At 75.1% G+C, this 19,658-nt stretch carries 16 protein-coding genes; 10 read left to right on the top strand and 6 right to left on the bottom strand.

The annotated features are described in order from the left end of the window. Nucleotides 1-252: 252 nt before the first annotated feature. Entirely contained in the window at nucleotides 253-999 is a 747-nt protein-coding gene (locus VE546_RS20135) for a hypothetical protein (protein WP_324924317.1), read from the top strand. Continuing rightward, a complete protein-coding gene (locus VE546_RS20130; RefSeq protein WP_324924315.1) occupies nucleotides 996-2,507 on the top strand; it encodes an NADH-ubiquinone oxidoreductase-F iron-sulfur binding region domain-containing protein in 1,512 nt (503 codons plus the stop codon). Before VE546_RS20135 ends, VE546_RS20130 begins: the two co-directional genes overlap by 4 nt. Nucleotides 2,508-2,532: 25 nt before the next feature. On the opposite strand, the gene VE546_RS20125 is transcribed toward VE546_RS20130, so the two are convergent. The 3 genes from VE546_RS20125 to VE546_RS20115 are packed head-to-tail and all read right to left on the bottom strand — an operon-like array spanning nucleotide 2,533 to nucleotide 6,268. Next, nucleotides 2,533-3,750 carry a sialidase family protein gene (locus VE546_RS20125; protein ID WP_324924314.1) on the bottom strand — a complete coding sequence of 406 codons (1,218 nt, stop codon included), beginning with the start codon at nucleotides 3,748-3,750 and terminating at the stop codon, nucleotides 2,533-2,535. A gap of 44 nt (nucleotides 3,751-3,794) precedes the next feature. Further along, complete coding sequence (locus VE546_RS20120) at nucleotides 3,795-4,742, bottom strand: dihydrodipicolinate synthase family protein (protein WP_324924312.1); 948 nt, start codon at nucleotides 4,740-4,742, stop codon at nucleotides 3,795-3,797. Continuing rightward, nucleotides 4,742-6,268, bottom strand: coding sequence for a sialate:H+ symport family MFS transporter (locus tag VE546_RS20115; protein WP_324924310.1), 1,527 nt, complete (start codon nucleotides 6,266-6,268; stop codon nucleotides 4,742-4,744). The genes VE546_RS20120 and VE546_RS20115 overlap by 1 nt, the downstream gene beginning before the upstream one ends. A gap of 79 nt (nucleotides 6,269-6,347) precedes the next feature. On the opposite strand from VE546_RS20115, the gene VE546_RS20110 reads away from it, so the two are divergent. Together VE546_RS20110 and VE546_RS20105 are read left to right on the top strand one after the other, a co-directional pair. Beyond that, nucleotides 6,348-7,097 (top strand): FadR/GntR family transcriptional regulator, encoded by a 750-nt coding sequence (locus VE546_RS20110; RefSeq protein WP_324924308.1) that lies wholly within the window; start codon nucleotides 6,348-6,350, stop codon nucleotides 7,095-7,097. Between the two features lie 127 nt (nucleotides 7,098-7,224). Further along, a complete protein-coding gene (locus tag VE546_RS20105; RefSeq protein WP_324924306.1) occupies nucleotides 7,225-8,208 on the top strand; it encodes an SCO0930 family lipoprotein in 984 nt (327 codons plus the stop codon). A gap of 163 nt (nucleotides 8,209-8,371) precedes the next feature. Here the strand turns inward: VE546_RS20105 and VE546_RS20100 are convergent, their stop codons facing one another. Beyond that, nucleotides 8,372-9,544: an acyl-CoA dehydrogenase family protein gene (locus VE546_RS20100; RefSeq protein ID WP_324924304.1), complete on the bottom strand. Its 1,173-nt coding sequence runs from the start codon at nucleotides 9,542-9,544 to the stop codon at nucleotides 8,372-8,374. A gap of 289 nt (nucleotides 9,545-9,833) precedes the next feature. Here VE546_RS20100 and VE546_RS20095 point away from each other — a divergent pair, with 289 nt between their 5' ends. Then, a complete protein-coding gene (locus VE546_RS20095; RefSeq protein ID WP_324924302.1) occupies nucleotides 9,834-11,567 on the top strand; it encodes a bifunctional 3'-5' exonuclease/DNA polymerase in 1,734 nt (577 codons plus the stop codon). Nucleotides 11,568-11,595: 28 nt separating this feature from the next. Here the strand turns inward: VE546_RS20095 and VE546_RS20090 are convergent, their stop codons facing one another. Continuing rightward, nucleotides 11,596-12,471: an alpha/beta hydrolase gene (locus VE546_RS20090; protein WP_324924300.1), complete on the bottom strand. Its 876-nt coding sequence runs from the start codon at nucleotides 12,469-12,471 to the stop codon at nucleotides 11,596-11,598. Nucleotides 12,472-12,777: 306 nt separating this feature from the next. Here VE546_RS20090 and gndA point away from each other — a divergent pair, with 306 nt between their 5' ends. The 3 genes from gndA to VE546_RS20075 all read left to right on the top strand — a co-directional run bounded on the left by gndA (nucleotide 12,778) and on the right by VE546_RS20075 (nucleotide 17,311). After that, nucleotides 12,778-14,232 carry an NADP-dependent phosphogluconate dehydrogenase gene (gndA, locus tag VE546_RS20085; RefSeq protein WP_324924298.1) on the top strand — a complete coding sequence of 485 codons (1,455 nt, stop codon included), beginning with the start codon at nucleotides 12,778-12,780 and terminating at the stop codon, nucleotides 14,230-14,232. Between the two features lie 231 nt (nucleotides 14,233-14,463). Further along, a complete protein-coding gene (locus VE546_RS20080; protein ID WP_324924296.1) occupies nucleotides 14,464-15,633 on the top strand; it encodes a S1 family peptidase in 1,170 nt (389 codons plus the stop codon). Nucleotides 15,634-16,063: 430 nt separating this feature from the next. Continuing rightward, entirely contained in the window at nucleotides 16,064-17,311 is a 1,248-nt protein-coding gene (locus tag VE546_RS20075) for a glucarate dehydratase family protein (RefSeq protein WP_324924294.1), read from the top strand. A 31-nt stretch (nucleotides 17,312-17,342) separates the two neighbouring features. Here VE546_RS20075 and VE546_RS20070 read toward each other — a convergent pair whose 3' ends face one another. Then, on the bottom strand, nucleotides 17,343-17,594 hold the full coding sequence (locus VE546_RS20070) for an SCO5918 family protein (RefSeq protein ID WP_324924292.1): 252 nt from the start codon (nucleotides 17,592-17,594) through the stop codon (nucleotides 17,343-17,345). A gap of 303 nt (nucleotides 17,595-17,897) precedes the next feature. On the opposite strand from VE546_RS20070, the gene VE546_RS20065 reads away from it, so the two are divergent. Both VE546_RS20065 and VE546_RS20060 read left to right on the top strand, forming a co-directional pair. Further along, the gene (locus VE546_RS20065; protein ID WP_015607926.1) at nucleotides 17,898-18,101 is read left to right on the top strand and encodes a cold-shock protein; all 204 of its coding nucleotides are present in this window, start codon (nucleotides 17,898-17,900) and stop codon (nucleotides 18,099-18,101) included. Between the two features lie 306 nt (nucleotides 18,102-18,407). Further along, nucleotides 18,408-19,658, top strand: a 1,251-nt coding sequence (locus tag VE546_RS20060; RefSeq protein ID WP_324924286.1) for a DEAD/DEAH box helicase, incomplete at its 3' end; no start/stop codon positions are given.

The raw sequence follows: 19,658 nt of genomic DNA, 5'->3' as shown, positions 1-19,658 counted from the left end.
ACGTGCGGGAATTTGTCACAGCACGATAAATCCTATGAAGATCCCGCGAAGCTCGTGGATGCTTCTGCATCCCGGCCATCACTTCTTTGGTCGCGCAAAGTAGAGACCGCGGCACCGGACGTGACCGGCCGACGGACCGGTCACCCTTTGCGGTTCACGACCGGAGAAGGACCGAACACGTCGGAACGTGTCGGTCACCGCCCGCTCGGGAGGTTCCGTTTGTCCCCGCCACCCCCGCCCCCGACCACCGTGATGCCACCGCCCCGCTCCCGCAGGGCCCAGCGCCCCCCGCGTCCGCCGGGCACGCCCCGCGCCCAGCGCGCGCAGACCTCCGGACGGCGGCGCGCCGAGGGGCCGCGGCCCAACGCGCTGCGCGGTCTGGGGCTGGCCGGCCTGCTGGCCCTGATCGTCGCGGCCAACGCGGGCGCGCTCCAGCGGATCCGGGAGTTCCTGGACTTCGGCGCCGGAGTGCTGGCGCTGGTGTCGCTCACCGCGACGGTGCTGTGGGGCCTGGCCGCCACCGACCGGATGCTGCTGGACTCCGGCCACCGGCTGCTCGCCCAGGCCGTGCACCGGGGGACGGCCGTCGGCGGACTGGGCTTCCTGGGCCTGCACATCTGGGTGAAGGTCGCCGAGGGGCGGACGAGCGCCACGGCCGCGCTCGTACCGTTCACCGACGTGGGCAAGCCGCTGCTGATCGGGCTCGGCACCCTGGCCGGCTATCTGTTCCTGGTCGCCGCGATCACCGGCGCGGTGCGCAGCGCCTTCGCCTCGCGCGGCCGTTCGCGCTGGTGGCGCGCCCTGCACATGTGCGCCTACCTGGCCTGGTGCGCGGCGCTGGTGCACGGCCTGCGCTCCGGGCGGGCGGCCGCCGACTGGGCGGTCGCGGGCTACCTGCTGGCCCTGGCCGGTACCGGGGTCGCGCTCGCGCTGCGGCTGGTGGGACCGCGGAGCGCCACCACGGCCGCCGTCCGCGGGAGGGACGGGAGGGAGACGTGACCGGACCGGTCGCCGCGCTCGCCTCGGTGGGACCGCCGCGTCTGCTGGCGGGGCTGCACGAGGCGGCCCGGCTGGACCGCGTCGCGCACCTGACCCAGCACGGCTCGCTGCCGCGGATGCGCGCCCAGGAGCTGGTGGAGCTCGCCGAGAACATCGACCTGCGCGGACGCGGCGGGGCGGGCTTCCCCTTCGCCCGCAAGCTGCGGGCCGTCGTCGAGTCCGCCCGGCGCCGGGACGGCCGCTCGGTCGTCGTGGTCAACGGCAGCGAGGGGGAGCCCAGTTGCCTGAAGGACACCGCGCTGCTCCTCCAGGCCCCGCACCTGGTCGTCGACGGCGCCGTCCTGGCCGCCACGGCCCTGGACGCGGAGGGCGTGTGGATCGGGGTGACGCGGACGGACGTCCGGCGGTCGGTCCAGGCGGCCGTCGACGAACGCGGCCCCGCCTCCCCCAGGGTGCGGGTCTCCCTGCTGCCCGAGCGGTTCGTCACCGGGGAGAGCAGCGCCATGATCAGCGGCATCGGCCAGGGCTCCGCCCTGCCCTCGGGCCGCCGGATCCGCTCCAGCGACAGCGGGCTGGGCGGTCTGCCCACCCTGTTCTCCAACACCGAGACCTTCGCCCAGCTCGCCGTCGCCGCCCGCCTCGGCGCGCTGGAGTACCGCTCGGCCGGGCTGCCCGCCGAGCCCGGCACCGTCCTGCTGACGGTGGCCGGGTCCGTGGTCGTGGAGACGCCGACCGGCGTGCCCCTGCCCTACGTCCTGCGGCTGTGCGGCCTGGACGTCGGCCAGGGCGTGCTCGTCGGCGGCTACCACGGCACCTGGCTGGGGCCGGAGGCCGCCTGGTCGGTGACGGTCTCCCGGGAGTCCCTGGCCTCCTTCGGCGCGGTGCTCGGCGCGGGCGCGGTGCTGCCGCTGCCCGAGACCACCTGCCCGGTCGGCGAGACGGCGCGGGTGGCGCACTGGATGGCGCGGGAGTCCGCCGGCCAGTGCGGGCCCTGCTTCCTGGGGCTGCCCTCGCTCGCCGACGCCCTCACCGAGGTGGCGAACGGCGGCGGCCCGGCCGCGCTGGACGCCGTGCGGTCGCGCATCGCCACCGTCGCCGGGCGCGGCGCGTGCAGCCACCCCGACGGCACCGGCCGCTTCGTGAAGTCGGCACTGGACGCCTTCCCCGAGGAGTTCGGCGACCACGCGCTCGGCCGGGGCTGCGGGCGGCCGGTGGCCGGCGTGCTGCCGCTGCCGCCGGAGACCGGCTCCCTTCCGCTCCCCGCCCTTCCCCCCGGGGGCGGCGGGGCCTCCCGGCCGGAGCCGGAGGAGAGCCCGGAGAAGCTGGTCGTGGACTGGACGCTGTGCCAGGGGCACGGGCTCTGCGCCGACATCGTGCCCGACGTGATCCGGCTGGGCTCCGACGGCTACCCGGCGAAGGCCGCCTCCCCCGTGCCCGGGCACCTGCGGCAGCAGGCGCTGCGCGCGGTGCGCCGCTGCCCCGCCCTGGCGCTGCGCATCCAGGACTGACGGCGGCACCGCGCGCCGCGGCCCGTCAGCCGGCCGGCCGCAGCGCGCGCAGCGGGACGCGGACGAAGCCGATGGTCTCGTACGGCCTGGCCTCGCCGGTCTCGTAGAGCAGGCCGACCGTGTGCCGGTCGACCTGCACCAGGTCGCTGTAGGCGGCGGGCAGCGCCGACACCTCGTGGACGGCGGTCCAGTGGACGCCGCCGTCGGTGCTGGCCCGGATCGTCATCCGGGCGCGGGCGGCGGGGTCGGCGGGGCCGGCGTAGAGCAGCGGCCCGCCCGCCGGCTGCAGGACGCTGCCCTGGACGACGGGGCCGACGAGGGCGGGCTGCGGCCGGTAGGGGCCGGTCAGGGTGCGGCCGCCGTCGGTGCTGTGGGCGTCGCAGCGCGTGCCCTCCGCGGTGCCGTTCTGGTCGCGGGCGTTGAAGTAGACCCGGCCGTCCGGCAGTTGGGCGGCGGTGCTCTCGTTGGCGTTGACCTCCCCGTCCGGTGTGCCGTCGACGAAGCCGATGCGCCAGGTGCGGCCGCCGTCGTCGCTGTAGCAGCAGTGCCCGCCGTAGTACCTGGCCTCGGTGCCGGTGTCGGGCGAGCCGGGCGGCGGCGCGGCGGAGTGGTTGGCGGGGACGACCAGACGGCCCCGGTACGGACCGGCGGTCAGCGCCAGGGCGTGGCCGGGGCCGGTCGCGTACCAGCGCCAGTCGGGCCGCTTGACGTCGGCGGTGATCTCGGCGGGCGCCGACCAGGTGCGGCCGTCGTCGTCGCTGTGCTGGACGAACACCCGCCGGGTCTGCTCGGCCGTCGCCTCGCCGGCCATGATCTGCCGCTCGGTGACGGCGGCGGCGTTGCGGCAGGTCAGCAGGGTGATGCGGCCGGTGCGCGGGTCCACGACCGGGGCGGGGTTGCCGTGGGTGTCGCCGTCGCCCCCCTTCACCACGTACAGCGGCCCCCAAGTGCGACCGCCGTCGGTGGAGCGCCTGGCGACGACGTCGATCTCGCCGGTGTCGCCGCCGGAGGCCGCACGGCCCTCGGCGAAGGCGACCAGGGTGCCGCGCCGGGTGCGCACGACGGCCGGGATGCGGAAGGTGTCGTACCCCTCGGTGCCGGAGACGAAGGGGACGGAGGACGGGGCGACGGTGCCCTCCTCCCGTCCCCGGCCCGGTCCGGCGGCGTGTGCGGTACGGGCGGTGAGCGCCGCGCCGGCCGCGGCCAGCGGCAGGGCGGCGAAGTGCCGTCGGTGGACGGGCATGGTCGGTCCTCCTCCGTGGGGGGCGTCTCCGCGCGCCGCGCGGGTCAGCTCGGTGTCTCCGCCTCCGCCTGCGCCCGCGCATCCGGCAGGAGGCCGGCGGTGGCGAGGTGGGCGGCGATCCGTTCGGTCTCGGCCCCGGTCAGGGGCAGCAGCGGGGGCAGGGTGTGGGGGCGGTCGATGACGCCGCGCAGGACGAGGGCCGTCTTGAAGGCGCCCAGGGCCGCCGAGATGGGGCCGACGCGGGCGGGGTCGGCGACGGTGGTGATGGCGAACAGCCGGACCAGCCGCCGCTGTTCGTCGCGTGCGGCGGCCCAGTCACCGGCCCGCGCCGCCCGGTGCAGGCGCAGGTAGCCGTGGGGGTCGACGTTGCCCAGGCCGGGGACGACGCCGTGGGCACCGCGCAGCAGGGCCAGGTCCGCGAGGTTCTCCGAGCCGGTCAGGCAGTCGACGCCGGTCCCGCGGGTGGCGTCCAGGAGGCGCTGGAAGGACTCCAGGTCGCCGCTGGAGTCCTTGACGGCGCCGATGGCCGCGTCGTGGGCGAGTTCGGCCAGTACCTCGACGGGCAGCTTGCGTCCGACGTTGGCGGGGATGTCGTAGGCGACCAGGGGGACGTCCAGGGCCGCGGCCAGCCGGCGGTAGTGGGCGCGCACCTCGGGTGCGGTGACGCCCACGTAGAAGGGGGCGGTGGCCACCACCGCGTCGGCGCCCAGGGCCTGGGCGGCGCGCGCGTGGGCCAGGACGCGTTCGGTGGCGGTGTCGATGGCGCCGGCCAGGACGGGGACCTGGCCGGCGGCGGTGCCCACGACGGTGCGTACGGCGGTGGCCCGGGCCTGGTCGGTGAGCTGGGAGACCTCCCCGGTGGAGCCGCACACGAACAGGCCGTGGACCCCCGCGTCCAGCAGGAAGCCGCACAGGCGCTCCAGCGAGGCGGTGTCGACCTCGCCGTCGTCGGTCAGCGGGGTGCACAGGGGAGGGATGACTCCGCGGAACATCAGACCTTCTCCCTCGGTTCCGGGTCCCCCGGTTCCGGATTCCTCGGTTCCGGCGGCCGGGACGAACGGGGCGGCGGCCCGGCGCGGCGGGCGTCGGCCCGGCGCTGGATGCGGGCGGGCACGTCCAGGCCCACCAGCAGCACCACCACGGCGGTCAGGCCGAGCGCCAGGACCGCGATCGCCGTGCCGAGGCCGAGCGGCTCGGCGAGCCGGGTGCCCAGCACGGGCGCGGCGGCACCGCCCAGCGCGCCGACGTTGTAGCTGAAGCCCAGCCCCGCGGCGCGGAACCGGATCGGGTAGTGCTCGGAGACGTACTTCGGCAGGATGCCCGAGGCGCCCTGGCCGGTGGCCAGCAGCAGGAACAGCAGCACCCACAGCGCCAGGGTGTCGTCCCCGTCGAGCGCGAACACCGGCCAGACCACCACCAGCGAGGCGACCAGCATGCCGGCGTAGGCGCGGCGGGTGCCGAAGCGGTCGCCGAGCAGGCCGGCGAGCACGCTGCCCGCGGCGTAGCCGACCCCCGCGTACAGCAGGGCGTCGGAGACCTCGCCGGGGTCGTAGTGCAGTTCGGTCTTGAGGTAGGTGGGCAGCAGCGACTGCAGCGGCCACGAGTAGAGGAAGGCGCAGAAGACGGTGACCATCAGGGCCACCAGCACCGGCCACAGCCGCCCGGCGAACTGCACCGCCAGCGCCACGAAGCACGCCGCGACGACGGCGACCAGCAGCAGCGTGACGGCCACCGACTGGTCGCGCAGCACCAGGAAGACGCCGAGCGCGGCCACCCCGCACAGCGGCAGGTTCCAGGCGGCCCGACGGCCGGAGAACAGCAGGCCGGTGGCGCCGACCGGCCGCTCCCCCGCGCCGTACGCCTCCTGCCAGTCCTTCGCCTCGGGGAGCCGTTTGCGCAGGTAGACGGCGAGGACGACGGGGACGATGCCGATCCAGAACAACACCCGCCAGTTGGTGTGCGGGACCACCCAGGCGTAGCACTCGGCCGCGAGCACGGTGCCGAGCGGATAGCCGGACAGCAGCAGGCCGCTGGCGGTGTTGCGCAGCCGCCGCGGCCAGCTCTCGATCACATAGGTGGCGCTGGCGGTGTACTCGCCGGCCATCCCCAGGCCGACGACCATGCGGAACACGAACAGCGACCAGTAGTCCCAGGCGAACCCGCACAGCGCGGAACCGACGGCGTACAGGGTGATGCTCAGCACCATGGCCGGACGGCGGCCCAGGCGGTCGCCGAGGGCGCCGATGGCCAGGCCGCCGAACCAGCGGGAGACGAAGGCCGCCGAGACCAGCGTGGCGGCGGCGACGGGAGACAGGCCGAAGTCCTGCGCGATCTCGGTCAGCACCAGGGTGATGAGGACGAAGTCGAAGCCGTCCATGGCGTAGCCGAGCCACGCGGCGGTGAACGCCTTCCAGTCCTGCGCGGACAGCTCCTCGCGCCACCGGCGCGGCGCGGCGTCCGGCGCGGCGTCCGGCGGGGTGTCCGAGGGGGTGCCCGGCGGGGTGTTCGGCGGGGTCATGCGGCTCTCCTCCGAGCGGCGCGGCAGAGGCAGGACGTAGGACGTAGGACGTCCTAGGGGCAGGCGTAACATAGACCCCATGCCCTCGCCCCACAACCCCCTGCTCACGGTGCGCCGCGAGCGCCGGCCGACGGTGCAGGACCAGCTCGTCGAGCTGATCATGGCCCTGGACCTCGACGCGGGCGACGCGCTCCCCGCCGAGCAGGAGCTGATGCGCGCGCTCGGCGTCAGCCGCAACTCGGTGCGCGAGGCGCTCAAGGGCCTCCAGGCGCTCGGGATCGTCGACATCCGCCACGGCTACGGCACCTACGTGGGCACCCCCGAGCTGCGGTCGCTGGCGCCCGGCCTGCTCTTCCACACCCGGCTGGCCGTCAAGCGCCGGGACCACCAGGCCCTGCGCGACATCGTGGAGGTGCGCGCCCTGCTGGAGGGCGGGCTGATACGCCGTGCCGCGGCCGAACTGACCGAGGCCCACCTGGACCGGCTGGACCTCGAACTGGCGGCGCTCGCCGCCGACGGGGCCGAGGGCCGGGCCGGACACGACCGCCGTTTCCACGAGCTGCTGTACGAGCCGCTGGGGAACGCCGTGGTCCTCCAGCTCATCGCCCTCTTCTGGGACGTCTACCGGCAGCTCGAGCACGAACTCGGCAAGCCCGAGACCGACCACGACCAGGTGGTGCGGCAGCACCGCCGGGTGGTGGAGGCGCTGCGCGCCCGCGACCCCGACCGCGCCGCCGAGGCGATCGACGGCCACTTCGCCGACGTCCTCGCCCGCATCGACCGCCTGGGGCGCGGTCCCCGGGAGCGCGCGGAGGACACGGAAGGCTGAGGGCCGGCCCCGTCCCGGGTTTGTCCCGGGATGACAATTTCCGCGGGTTCTGAGTGCCGCCCGACCGCTTCCCGTACCTCCCCGCGACAACGGCGGAAGGCCGCCGGACCGATGCGAAGGAGTGGTCATGAGGAATCGGCGGTACGCGGCGGCGGGCGCGGTGGTCGCGGTGGTGCTGGTGGCGTCGGGCTGCGGCAGCGGCCAGGCCTCCTCGCAGCAGGACGGCACGGTCCAGCCCGCGGGCGACAACTCGCCGGCCGCGCCGGGGTACACCGGCGGCTACGGGGACGGCGGCAGCGGCGGCACCGAGCAGGCCGGCCGGAGCGCGGACCGCGGCGGCCCGGCCGGGACGCTGGCCCTGCGCGAGGACCCCGGGCTGGGCGAGGTCGTCACCGACGGCAAGGGCTGGACGCTCTACCGGTTCGACGAGGACTCCGCCGACCCGCCCACGTCCGCCTGCGACGGCGACTGCGCCACGGCCTGGCCGCCGGTGCCGGCCGACGACGTCGCGGCCACCACCGGGATCGACCCCGAGCTGCTGGGCTCGGTCGAGCGCTCCGACGGCAGCACCCAGCTCACCCTGGGCGGCCGGCCGGTGTACCGCTACGCGAAGGACGCCGAGCCCGGCGACACCAAGGGCCACGGCATCGGCGGCACCTGGCACGCCCTGGCCGCCGACGGCGGGAAGGCCGGCCAGGACGGTGCCGAAGCCGGCGAGGCGCAGGACCCGGCCGGGAGTGGCGGCACGAACGGCGCCCAGCTCTCGGTCGCCGACGATCCGCGGCTCGGCGGGATCCTGGTGGACGCCCGGGGCAGGACGCTCTACCGGTTCGACAAGGACTCCGCCTGGCCGATGAAGTCCAACTGCACCGGCGAGTGCCTGGAGACGTGGAAGCCCGCCAAGCCCGTCGACAAGGCCCTGGTCGAGGGCGTCGATCCCGAGCTGCTCAGCACCTACGAGCGTCCCGACGGCACCGAGCAGCTCGCCATCGACTGCTGGCCGCTGTACTGGTTCACCGGCGACACCGAGCCGGGCGACACCAACGGGCACGGACAGGGCGGCGTCTGGCACGCCGTGACCGAGGACGGCAAGAAGGTGAAGACGGGCTGAGGCCCCGGCCCGGCCCTCCCTCCCCCGGAAAACGCCGGGCCCTGACCCCCGCCCGTACGGAGGGTGTGCCGCGCCTGTGCCGCGGATGGTGCGGGCGGGGGCTTAGGCCCGGTGCGCGGCGCGGCGACTCCCCCGCACGGGGAGCCGCCGCGTCCGGGGCCGTTCAGCGGCTCTCGGGCCCCACCAGGTGGCGGGCGACGACCATCCGCTGGATCTGGTTGGTGCCCTCCACGATCTGCAGCACCTTCGCCTCCCGCATCAGGCGCTCGACCGGGTAGTCGCGGGTGTAGCCGTAGCCGCCCAGGAGCTGGACCGCGTCGGTGGTGACCCGCATGGCGGTGTCCGTGCAGAACATCTTGGCCATCGCGGCCTGCCGGGCGAACGGCTGCCCGGCGTCGCGCAGCCGGGCCGCGGCCAGGTACAGGGCGCGGCCGGCCTCGATCTGGGTGGCCATGTCGGCGAGCATGAAGCGCACGCCCTGGAAGTCGGCGACGGGACGGCCGAACTGCTCGCGTCCGGCGGTGTAGGCCAGGGCCTCGTCCAGGGCGGCCTGGGCGACCCCGATGGCGCAGGCGGCGATGCCCAGGCGGCCGGAGTTGAGCGCGTCCAGGGCGATGGCGAAGCCCTGCCCCTCCTCGCCGATGCGGCGGCTGTCGGGGACGCGGACCCCGTCGAGGTGGACCTGGGCGGTCGGCGAGCCGTTCAGGCCCATCTTGCGCTCGGGGGCGGCGGCGCTCAGCCCCTCGGCGTCGCCGGGGACGAGGAAGGCGGTGATGCCCCGGGGGCCCTCGCCGCCGGTGCGGGCCATGACGGTGTAGAAGTCGGCGACGCCCCCGTGGGTGATCCACGCCTTGGTGCCGTCGATGATCCAGTGGTCCCCGTCCCGCACGGCCCGGGTGCGCAGCGAGGCGGCGTCGGAGCCGGAGGAGGGCTCGGACAGGCAGTAGGCGCCCAGCAGCCCGCCGGAGAACATGCCCGGCAGGTGCTCGACGCACTGCTCCTTGGAGCCGAAGTGGGCCAGGGCGTGGCAGGCGAGGGTGTGGACGCTGACGCCGAGCCCCACGGTGAGGCGGGCCGCGGCCAGCTCCTCCAGGACCTGCAGGTACACCTCGTACGGCTGGTCGCCGCCGCCGAACTCCTCGCTGTAGGGCAGCGAGAGCAGCCCGGACTCCGACAGGAGGGTGAAGATCTCGCGGGGGAAGCGGCCGGCCTCCTCCTCTTCGGCCGCCGTCGGCCGGATCTCGCGCTGGGCCAGTTCGCGCACCAAGGCGAGGAGGTCCCGTGCCTCCTCGGTGGGCATCCGGCGTTCCACCGGCTGGGGGCCGTATTCGGACATCGCGACGCTCTCCTCCCTCTCGGGCACCCCTGTCGGGCGCTGCGGCGGCGGGCGGCCGGGTTGGGGCGGCGCCGCCGGAGTGTGGTCGCCCAGCCGACGCGGCCTCCTCGGGTCACGAGGGCGGCTGACCAGCGACTGTGGCGATTGGAGTATGCCCGATCTGCGGCCCGGCGTCACGGTGTGAGACCGGCGGGAGGGCAGGTGGGAGGGCCGGGCCGGACGCGGGTCACTCCCGGTGGCCCGGCCGTGTCCGTCCGCGGTTGTCGGTGCCCGCTGCGACACTCGCCCCATGCGGGGTGTTCGGGATCGGGAGCGGGGCCGCCCCGTGCGGTGGGCGGTGGCGGTGACCGCCGAGGGCGCGGCCCGGCTGTGCCCGCTGGACGAGCGGGGCCGCGCGGCCGGGCCGGTGGTGACCGAACCGGACCTGGCGCGGGCCGTCGGGGCACGGCCGGAGGTCACCCGGTGGGTGTGGCGGTCGACGGCCGAGGTGTATCCGCGGCTGCTGGACGCCGGGGTGCGGGTGGAGCGGTGCCACGACGTCGAGGCGGCCGAGGCGCTGCTGCTGGGGCACGAGGGGCGGTGGGGCGAACCGCGGTCGCTGGCCGCGGCGTGGGCGCGGCTGCACCGGCGGCCGGTGCCGGCCGATCCGCCGCTGCCCGCGGCCGACCCCCAGCCCTCGCTGTTCGCGCCGGGCCCGGTGCCGCTGCCGTCGGGGACGGACCCGCTCCGGGCGCTGCTGGAGGTCTACGCCGAGCAGGTCAGGCGCACAGAGGCGGCCGAGCACCCGGAGCGGATGCGGCTGCTGCTGGCGGCGGAGTCGGCGGGGACGCTGGTGGCGGTGGAGATGGGCCGGGCGGGGGTGCCCTGGCGCGCCGACGTGCACCGCGAGCTGCTGGACGAGCTGCTCGGCGAGCGGTATCCGGGCGGCGGGGAGCCCCGGCGGCTGGCGGAGCTGGCCGAGGAGGTCTCGCGCGCCTTCGGGCCGGGGGTGCGGGTGCGGCCCGAGCTGCCCGCGGACGTCATCAGGGCGTTCGCCCGGGCCGGGATCCGGCTGTCCTCGACCCGGGCGTGGGAGTTGCGGAAGATCGACCATCCGGCCGTCGCCCCGCTGCTGCGCTACAAGACGCTGTACCGGCTGTACACCGCGCACGGCTGGTCCTGGCTGCGCTCGTGGGTGCGCGACGGGCGCTTCCACCCCGAGTACGTGCCCGGCGGCACGGTCTCGGGCCGCTGGACCAGCAACGGCGGGGGCGCGCTGCAGATCCCCAAGGTGGTGCGGCGCGCGGTGGTGGCCGATCCGGGGTGGCGGCTGGTGGTCGCCGACGCCGACCAGATGGAGCCGCGGGTGCTGGCCGCGATCTCCCGCGACCGGGGGCTGATGGAGGTGGCCGGCAGCGGCCGGGACCTGTACTCGGTGCTCTCCGACCGGGCGTTCGGCGGCGACCGGCAGCGGGCCAAGCTGGCGCTGCTGGGCGCGGTGTACGGGCAGACCTCGGGCGACGGCCTGCGGCACCTGGCGGATCTGCGGCGCCGCTTCCCGGCGGCGGTGGCGTACGTGGACGAGGCGGCGCGGGCCGGCGAGGAGGGCCGTCTGGTGCGCACCTGGCTGGGGCGCACCTGCCCGCCGGCCGCCGCGCCGGACGCGGACGGCGGGGCCGGGGAGGACGGCGGGATCGCCCCGGAGGGGGCGGACGCGGCCGAGGGGGGCGCGAGGGCCGGCGCGGCGGCCCGCGCCCGGGCCCGGGGCCGTTTCACCCGCAACTTCGTGGTGCAGGGCAGCGGGGCCGACTGGATGCTGCTGGTGCTGGCGGCGCTGCGCCAGTCCCTGGCCGGCCTGCGGGCCGAACTGGCGTTCTTCCAGCACGACGAGGTGATCGTGCACTGCCCGGCCGGAGAGGCGGACGCGGTGGTGGCGGCGGTCCGCGCGGCGGGCGACCGCGCGGGACGTACCGCCTTCGGCGAGACGCCGGTGCGCTTCCCGTTCACCACGTCCGTGGTCGAGTGCTACGCGGACGCGAAGTGAGGCGCCGCGGGCGGGGCGTCCGGGCTGCTCAGGCCCGGCCCGCGCGCTCCGGGGCGAGGAAGTCCCGCAGCGCCCCGGCGAGCTGCTCGGGGGCCTCCTCGGCCATGTGGTGGCCGCTGTCGATCGTGCCGCAGGTCACGTCGTCCGCCCAGGCGCTCCAGATCCCGGGGATGTCCGGGTACAGGTCGCCCAGGTCGTCCCGCTCCGACCACAGCACCAGCGTCGGGCAGGTGATCCGGCGGCCCGCCGCCCGGTCGGCCTCCTCGTGGCGGCGGTCCACCGTCAGGCCGGCCCGGTAGTCCTCCAGCATGGCGCGCACCGTCGCCGGGTCGTGGATGGCCTTCTGGTAGTCCTCCCACGCCTCGGCGCCCATCTTCTCCGCCGAGCCGCCGTACCAGGCGGCGGGGTCGGCGAGGATCGCCCGCTCGGGCTTGTCGGGGACGGCGAAGAAGAACCAGTGGTACCAGGCGCGGGCGAAGCGCTCGTCGCAGCGGGCCAGGTGTTCGCTGACGGGGATGCAGTCGCCCACCGCGAGCCGGGTCACCGCTTCGGGTGCGTCCAGCGCGAGCCGGTAGGCGACGCAGGAGCCGCGGTCGTGCCCGAAGACGGCGAAGCGCTCGTGCCCCAGGTGCCGCATCAGGGCCAGGCAGTCGCGGGCCATGGCGCGTTTGGCGTACGGCGCGTGGTCCTCGGTGGTGGGCGGCTTGGAGGACTGCCCGTAGCCGCGCAGGTCGGGGCAGACCACGGTGTGCTCGCCGGCGAGCAGGGGCGCGACGCGGTGCCAGGTGGCGTGGGTGCGCGGATGGCCGTGGAGCAGCAGCAGGGGCGGTCCCGAGCCGCCGTGCCGCACCCTCAAGGTCGCCTCCCCCACGTCGATGTGCTCCAGTGCGAAGCCGTCGAACACGCCCGCTCCCTCCCGCCGGTCGGCCTGGTCGCCGTTGCCGTCTTCCCGGGGCGGCGGGCGGCCACACCCGCCGGGGCCGGGGCCGGGCGGGTGTCGGTTCCGGGGCGGGAGACGGCCCTCCCGCCGCCCGGGGTCCGGCCCCCGGGTGGCGGCGGACGTCCCCCGCCGATGACGTACGCCCCGGGCCGGCGGGCGGTTCGCGCTCCCGGGAAGCGCCGGAACGAGAGAGCATCGGAGATCACGGCCGTACAACCGGACGACCGACGTTCCCCCGTTCCCCCTTCTCCCGTTCCCAGGAGTCACGCCATGAGCAACCCGGCACAGCCGGCCCGGATCGGCGTCACCGGTCTGGCCGTCATGGGCAGCAATCTGGCCCGCAACTTCGCCCGCCGCGGCTACACCGTCGCCGTGCACAACCGCACCACCGCCAGGACGCGGGCCCTGGTGGAGCGGTTCGGCCACGAGGGCTCCTTCGTCCCCGCCGAGACGGCGGAGGAGTTCGTGGCCGCCCTGGAGCGGCCCCGCCGCCTGGTGGTGATGGTCAAGGCGGGCGGGCCGACCGACGCCGTCATCGAGGAGTTCGCCCCGCTGCTGGAGGAGGGCGACATCATCGTCGACGGCGGCAACGCCCACTTCGCCGACACCCGCCGACGCGAGCGTGACCTGCGCGAACGCGGCATCCACTTCGTCGGCGCGGGCATCTCCGGCGGTGAGGAGGGCGCCCTGAACGGGCCGAGCATCATGCCCGGCGGGTCGGCCGAGTCCTACGCCGCGCTCCGCCCGCTGCTGGAGAGCATCGCCGCGAAGGCCGCCGACGGCACGCCCTGCACCACGCACATCGGGCCCGACGGCGCGGGGCACTTCGTGAAGATGGTGCACAACGGCATCGAGTACGCCGACATGCAGCTCATCGCCGAGGCGTACCACCTGCTGCGCGAGGTCGCCGGGTACGAGCCGGCCCGCATCGCGGAGACCTTCCGCACCTGGAACACCGGCCGCCTGGACTCCTACCTGATCCAGATCACCGCCGAGGTCCTGGCCCACACCGACGCGGCCACCGGGCGGCCCTTCGTCGACGTCGTCGCCGACCGGGCGGAGCAGAAGGGCACCGGCCGCTGGACCGTCCAGACCGCCCTGGACCTGGGCGTGCCGGTCTCCGGCATCGCCGAGGCGGTCTTCGCCCGTTCCCTGTCCGGCCACACCGAGCTGCGCGGGGCCGCCGGGGCGCTGCCGGGGCCGCGCCACCAGGAACTCGACGAACGGGACGCCGTGCGCTTCGCCGAGCAGGTCGAGCACGCGCTGTACGCGTCGAAGATCACTTCCTACGCCCAGGGCTGGAACATGATGCAGGCGGCGAGCCAGGAGTACGGCTGGGGCATCGACCTGGGGGCCGTGGCCGCCATCTGGCGCGGCGGCTGCATCATCCGGGCCGCGTTCCTGGACCGCGTCCGCGCCGCCTACGCCGCCGACCCCGGGCTGCCCACCCTGCTGGCCGACGCGGAGTTCGCCAAGGAGATCGGCGAGGCGCAGTCGGCGTGGCGGACGGTGGTGGCCACCGCCGCCCGGTACGGCGTCCCCGCCCCCGGCTTCTCCGCCGCGCTGGCCTCGTACGACGCCCTGCGGGCCGAGCGGCTGCCCGCCGCCCTCACCCAGGCCCAGCGCGACTACTTCGGCGCCCACACCTACCGGCGCACCGACCGGGAGGGGACGTACCACACCCTCTGGGGCGGGGACCGCTCCGAGGTGCGCACCGACGGCTGAGGGCACCCGTCCCCGGGCCGTCCGGCCGCGCCGACCGTGCCGGACGTGCCGGACGTGCCGGACGGAAGGGCGGCCCGGGGAGTCCGCGATCAAGCGTCTTCATTGGTATGGACATGGCGACGGGAGACCTTTAGAGTCCCTGGACTAGACCTGAGAGCGTTCTCATGTCTCCACTGCCGACCCCACCTCGCTCCCACCGGGGCGAGCGACAGTAAGGAGAACACCACCGTCATGCCACGCAAGATCGGTGTGCGCGCGGGCCTGTCCGCGCTGCTCGTACTGGGCACCCTGACAGCCGCGGGAACCGGGATCTCCTCGGCCATGGCGAGCCCCGCCCCCACCGGTGACGCACCCGCCCCCGCCCAGGCCCTGGTGGACGCCATGGAGCGCGACCTGGGACTGACCGAGAGCCAGGCCCGCGAGCGGCTGCGGCAGGAGGCGACGGCCACCGAGGTGGCGCCGCGGGCCAAGCGGGCCGCGGGCAGCACCTTCGGCGGTTCCTGGTTCGACGCCAAGACCGGCAAGCTGGTCGTCGGCGTGACCAGCCGGGAGAAGGCCGCGGCCGTCCGGGCGACGGGCGCCGCCACCCGGATCGTCGAGCACAGCGCGAAGGAGCTGGACGCCGCCAAGGCCCGGCTGGACGCCCGGGCCGAGCGGAAGGACGCCCCGGCCGGGGTGAGCAGCTGGCACGTCGACCCCCGCACCAACAGCGTGGTGGTCAACCTCGTCAAGGGCACCGAGCGCGACGGTGCCGTGCGCTCCTTCCTGGACGACGCGCGGCAGGCCGGACCGGTGACGGTGCGCGAGACGGCCGCCGAGGCGCCGTCCACCTTCGCCGCGGGCGTCGTCGGCGGCGACCCGTACTACACCGGCAACGCCCGCTGCTCCATCGGCTTCTCGGTGCACGGCGGCTTCGTCACCGCCGGTCACTGCGGCCGGACCGGGGACTCGGTGCGCGGCTGGGACGGCTCGCAGATGGGGCAGTTCCAGGGCTCGTCCTTCCCCGGCAACGACTACGCCTTCGTGAGCACCGGCCACGGCTGGTGGACCGTCCCGGTGGTGCTGGGCTGGGGCAAGACGCCCGACGTGCTGGTGCGCGGCTCGGCCGAGGCCCCGGTCGGCGCCTCGATCTGCCGCTCCGGCTCCACCACCCAGTGGCACTGCGGCCAGGTGCTGGCCAAGAACGAGACGGTCAACTACAGCCAGGGCGCCGTCCACCAGATGACCAAGACCAGCGTCTGCGCCGAGCCCGGCGACTCGGGCGGCTCGTTCATCAGCGGTGACCAGGCCCAGGGCGTGACCTCCGGCGGCTGGGGCAACTGCTCCAGCGGCGGCGAGACCTGGTTCCAGCCGGTCAACGAGATCCTGTCGGTGTACGGCCTGCGACTGCACACCGCCTGACACCGCGTGACACCGCGTGAGGCTGTCCCTGGGGGCGCGTACGCGGGAAGGGGCCGCCCGGCACCGGCCGGGCGGCCCCTTCGCATGCCCGGCTCGCATGTCCCGCGCCGGCGACACCACGCCGGGACGCCGCATGGAAGTCCGCATGTGTGAACCCGCCGGTCCTCCGGAGCACCCGGCAGGAGCCGCAGAGGACCGGCCGTTGCGCTGTCTTGACGCTCCCCGCCGCCCCTCCTAGGGTTCCCGCCAGCGTTTACGAAGCTGAAGCACGTTCATGTACGTGAAGACGGCGCCCATGCGGCGGTTGCCCGGGGAACCGGGACCCGCGGAGCGGACGGCCGCGAGGTCCTCGCCGGCCGGCCCCGACGCCCGCCGGAGCTCCGGACGGACAGGAGGAACTGGTGGACCACGGCCCGAGGACGGTGACCGCATGACGATACGCGACCTGATCATCACCCCGATCGCCTTCCGGGACCCGCCCCTGCTCAACTCCACCGGGGTGCACGAGCCGCTGGCGCTGCGGTGCGTGCTGGAGCTGGTGACCGACGACGGCGTGATCGGCCTCGGCGAGAGCCCCGGCGACAAGGAGCACCTGGAACGGCTGGCGGTGGCCCGCGAGGCCGTCCTGGGCATGGACGTCTTCGCCACCACCGCCATCGGCCGGGCCGTCGACGCCGCGCTCGGCGGCCCCGGCGGGCCGGTGCCCACCACCGCCCGGGCCGGGGTCTTCTCCGCGATCGAGGTCGCCTGCCTGGACGCCCAGGGGAAGATCACCGGACGGCCGGTCTGCGACCTGCTGGGCGGGGCCGTCCGCGACGCCGTGCCCTACAGCGCGTACCTGTTCTACAAGTGGGCCGAGCACCCGGCGCAGGACGGCCGCGGCCCCGTCCCCGACGAGTGGGGGGAGGCCCTGGACCCCGAGGGCATCGTCGCCCAGGCCCGGCGGATGGTGGACCTGTACGGCTTCCGCTCCCTGAAACTCAAGGCCGGCGTCTTCCCGCCCGACGAGGAGATCGCCGCCATCCGGGCGCTCGCCGAGGCGTTCCCCGGCCGGCCGCTGCGGATCGACCCCAACTACGCCTGGACGCCGGAGACCTCGCGCCGCGTCGCGCGGGAACTGGACGGCGTCCTGGAGTACCTGGAGGACCCCACGCCCGGGTTCGACGGCCTGGCGTCCGTCGCCGCGACCGCGAACATGCCGCTGGCCACCAACATGTGCGTCGTCTCCTTCGAGACCGTCCGGCCCGCCGTGGAACGCAACGCGGTGCAGGTGATCCTCTCCGACCACCACTACTGGGGCGGGCTGCGCCGCACCCGCGAACTGGGCGCCGTCTGCGAGGCGTTCGGGCTGGGGATGTCCATGCACTCCAACTCCCACCTGGGCATCAGCCTGGCGGCCATGACCCATGTCGCGGCCGCCACCCCGAACCTCACCTACGCCTGCGACACCCACTACCCGTGGAACCACGAGGACGACGTGGTCGTCCCCGGCGCACTGCGCTTCGTGGACGGCAGCGTCCCGGTGCCCGACGGGCCGGGACTGGGCGTCGAACTGGACCGTGAGGCACTGGCGGAGCGCCACCAGGCGTACCTGGAGTCCGGTCGCGAGCGGCGCGACGACACCGGCTACCGGTGCCGCCTCGACCCCGGCTACGACCCCACGATCCCCCGGTGGTGACCCGGGCCGCGGCGGACGCGTCCGCGTCCGGTCAGGTCCGACCGGACGCGGACTCCGGGTTGCAGGTGAAGCCGAGGCGCCTCATCGCGCGGACGACCTCGGCGGCGGTGAAGTCGCGCCGGTCCTGGCCGGTGAGCACCGCGCCCACCTGCTTGGCGGGATAGGTGCGCCGGGCGATGCGGACGGACTGGCCCGTGACGGCCTCGGGCGCGACGCCGCTCATCGCCTGCTCCACCTCACTCGCGGTCAGATCGAAGGGATAGCCGGCGATGACACAGCGCATGGGACCTCGACGGGATGAGAAGGAGTGGTGCCCGGTACGGCCAGCATGGCACACACCGGCCCCGACCGGAGGGCACGGGGCCGCTGCCTCCTCGATCCTCCCGGACCGTCCGCCGGGACGACAGGTGTGTTACGGTAGTTCCAGTTGCAGTTTTGGTACCCATGAACTTTGTGTGCGCCTGACGGTTTGTGACCTTCAGGCGCCTTTTGTTTGTCCGGCTCTTCCGGTGGGGTCTCATTGCGGCGACGTGGAAATCCGCACAGTGCGGATTTCCGGTACTGCCCCTGTATGGAGGAGAGAAACATGGCTACTGGCACCGTGAAGTGGTTCAACAGCGAAAAGGGCTTCGGCTTCATCGAGCAGGACGGCGGCGGCGCCGACGTCTTCGCCCACTACTCGAACATCGCCACCCAGGGCTTCCGCGAGCTCCAGGAGGGCCAGAAGGTGAGCTTCGACGTCACGCAGGGCCAGAAGGGCCCGCAGGCGGAGAACATCGTCCCGGCCTGACGCCGCGACGGTCCCGGGCGCACAGCGCCACGGAGCACCACACAGGCCGGGGCCCGCACCCAGGGGTGCGGGCCCCGGCCCGTTCTGTCGCCCCGGCACCCTTTCCCGCTGTCATCCTTTCGCCCTGTCACCGCATCCGCCCACCGCGGCGCGACATCCACGGCCGTCCGTCGGCCGCGCGTTTTCCCCACCGCACCGCGGTGGCGGCACCCGCGTCTTTTCACCGGCTCGTTCCCACGATTCCCCACCCGGCTGCGCCCGCGGGGTCTTCCTCGGTTACGTGCCCTCCGAGGAAGGTTTTCCCCCATGAGTTCCCCGACCCGCTCCCCCCGCCGCCGCCCGTCCCGCTCCGGGGGCCCGGCCCGCGTTCCGGCCCACGGCCGCGGAAGCGGCCCGTCACTCGACGGGCTCACGGCGCCGGCCGGCACCCCGGGCGCGCCGCCGGCCACCTCGTTCGCCGAACTGGGGCTGCCCGCTCCCCTGTTGGAGGCGCTCGGCCGGGAGGGCGTCACCGTGCCGTTCCCCATCCAGGCGGCCACCCTGCCCGACTCACTGGCCGGCCGCGACGTCCTGGGCCGCGGGCGCACCGGATCGGGCAAGACCCTCGCCTTCGGGCTGGCCCTGCTCGCCCGTACCGCCGGCCACCGCGCCGAACCGGGCCGCCCCCTGGCCCTGGTGCTCGTGCCCACCCGGGAGCTGGCCCAGCAGGTCACCGACGCCCTCGCTCCCTACGCCCGGGCCGTACGCCTGCGGCTGGCCACGGTCGTGGGCGGCCTGTCCATCGGCCGCCAGGCCGCCGCCCTCCGGGACGGCGCCGAGGTGGTCGTCGCAACCCCCGGGCGGCTCGAGGACCTGGTCGAACGCCGCCACTGCCGGCTGGACCGGGTGCGCACCACCGTGCTGGACGAGGCCGACCGGATGGCCGACATGGGATTCCTGCCGCAGGTCACCGCCCTGCTGGCGCGGGTGCGCGCCGACGGGCAGCGGATGCTGTTCTCCGCCACCTTGGACCGTGACGTGGACCGGCTGGTACGGCGGTTCCTGTCCGACCCGGTGGTCCACTCGGTGGACCCCCCGGCGGGCGCCGTCACCACGATGGAGCACCACATCCTGCGGGTGACCGCCGAGGACAAGCACTCCACCACCGCGCGCATCGCCGCACGCGACGGTCGCGTGATCATGTTCGTGCACACCAAGCGCTCCGCCGACCGCCTGACCCGGCGCCTGCTGGCCGGCGGCGTACGGGCCGCCGCGCTGCACGGCGGGAAGTCCCAGGCCCAGCGCAACCGCACGCTGGAGCAGTTCAAGGCCGGGCACGCCACCACCCTGGTGGCCACCGACGTGGCCGCCCGCGGCATCCACATCGACGGCCTCGACCTGGTCGTCAACGTGGACCCGCCCGCCGACCACAAGGACTACCTGCACCGCGGCGGCCGTACGGCCCGCGCCGGCGAGTCCGGCAGCGTCGTCACCCTCGTCCTGCCCGACCAGCGCCGTGCCGTCGACCGCCTGATGGCCGACGCCAGTGTGTCCCCGCACGTCACCACGGTCCACACG

The organism is Streptomyces sp. (assembly GCF_035644915.1).
In the GTDB taxonomy this organism is placed as follows: Bacteria; Actinomycetota; Actinomycetes; order Streptomycetales; family Streptomycetaceae; genus Streptomyces.
The sequence above is the reverse complement of the archived record's forward strand: the minus strand, read 5'-3'. Positions and strand labels throughout refer to the sequence as shown.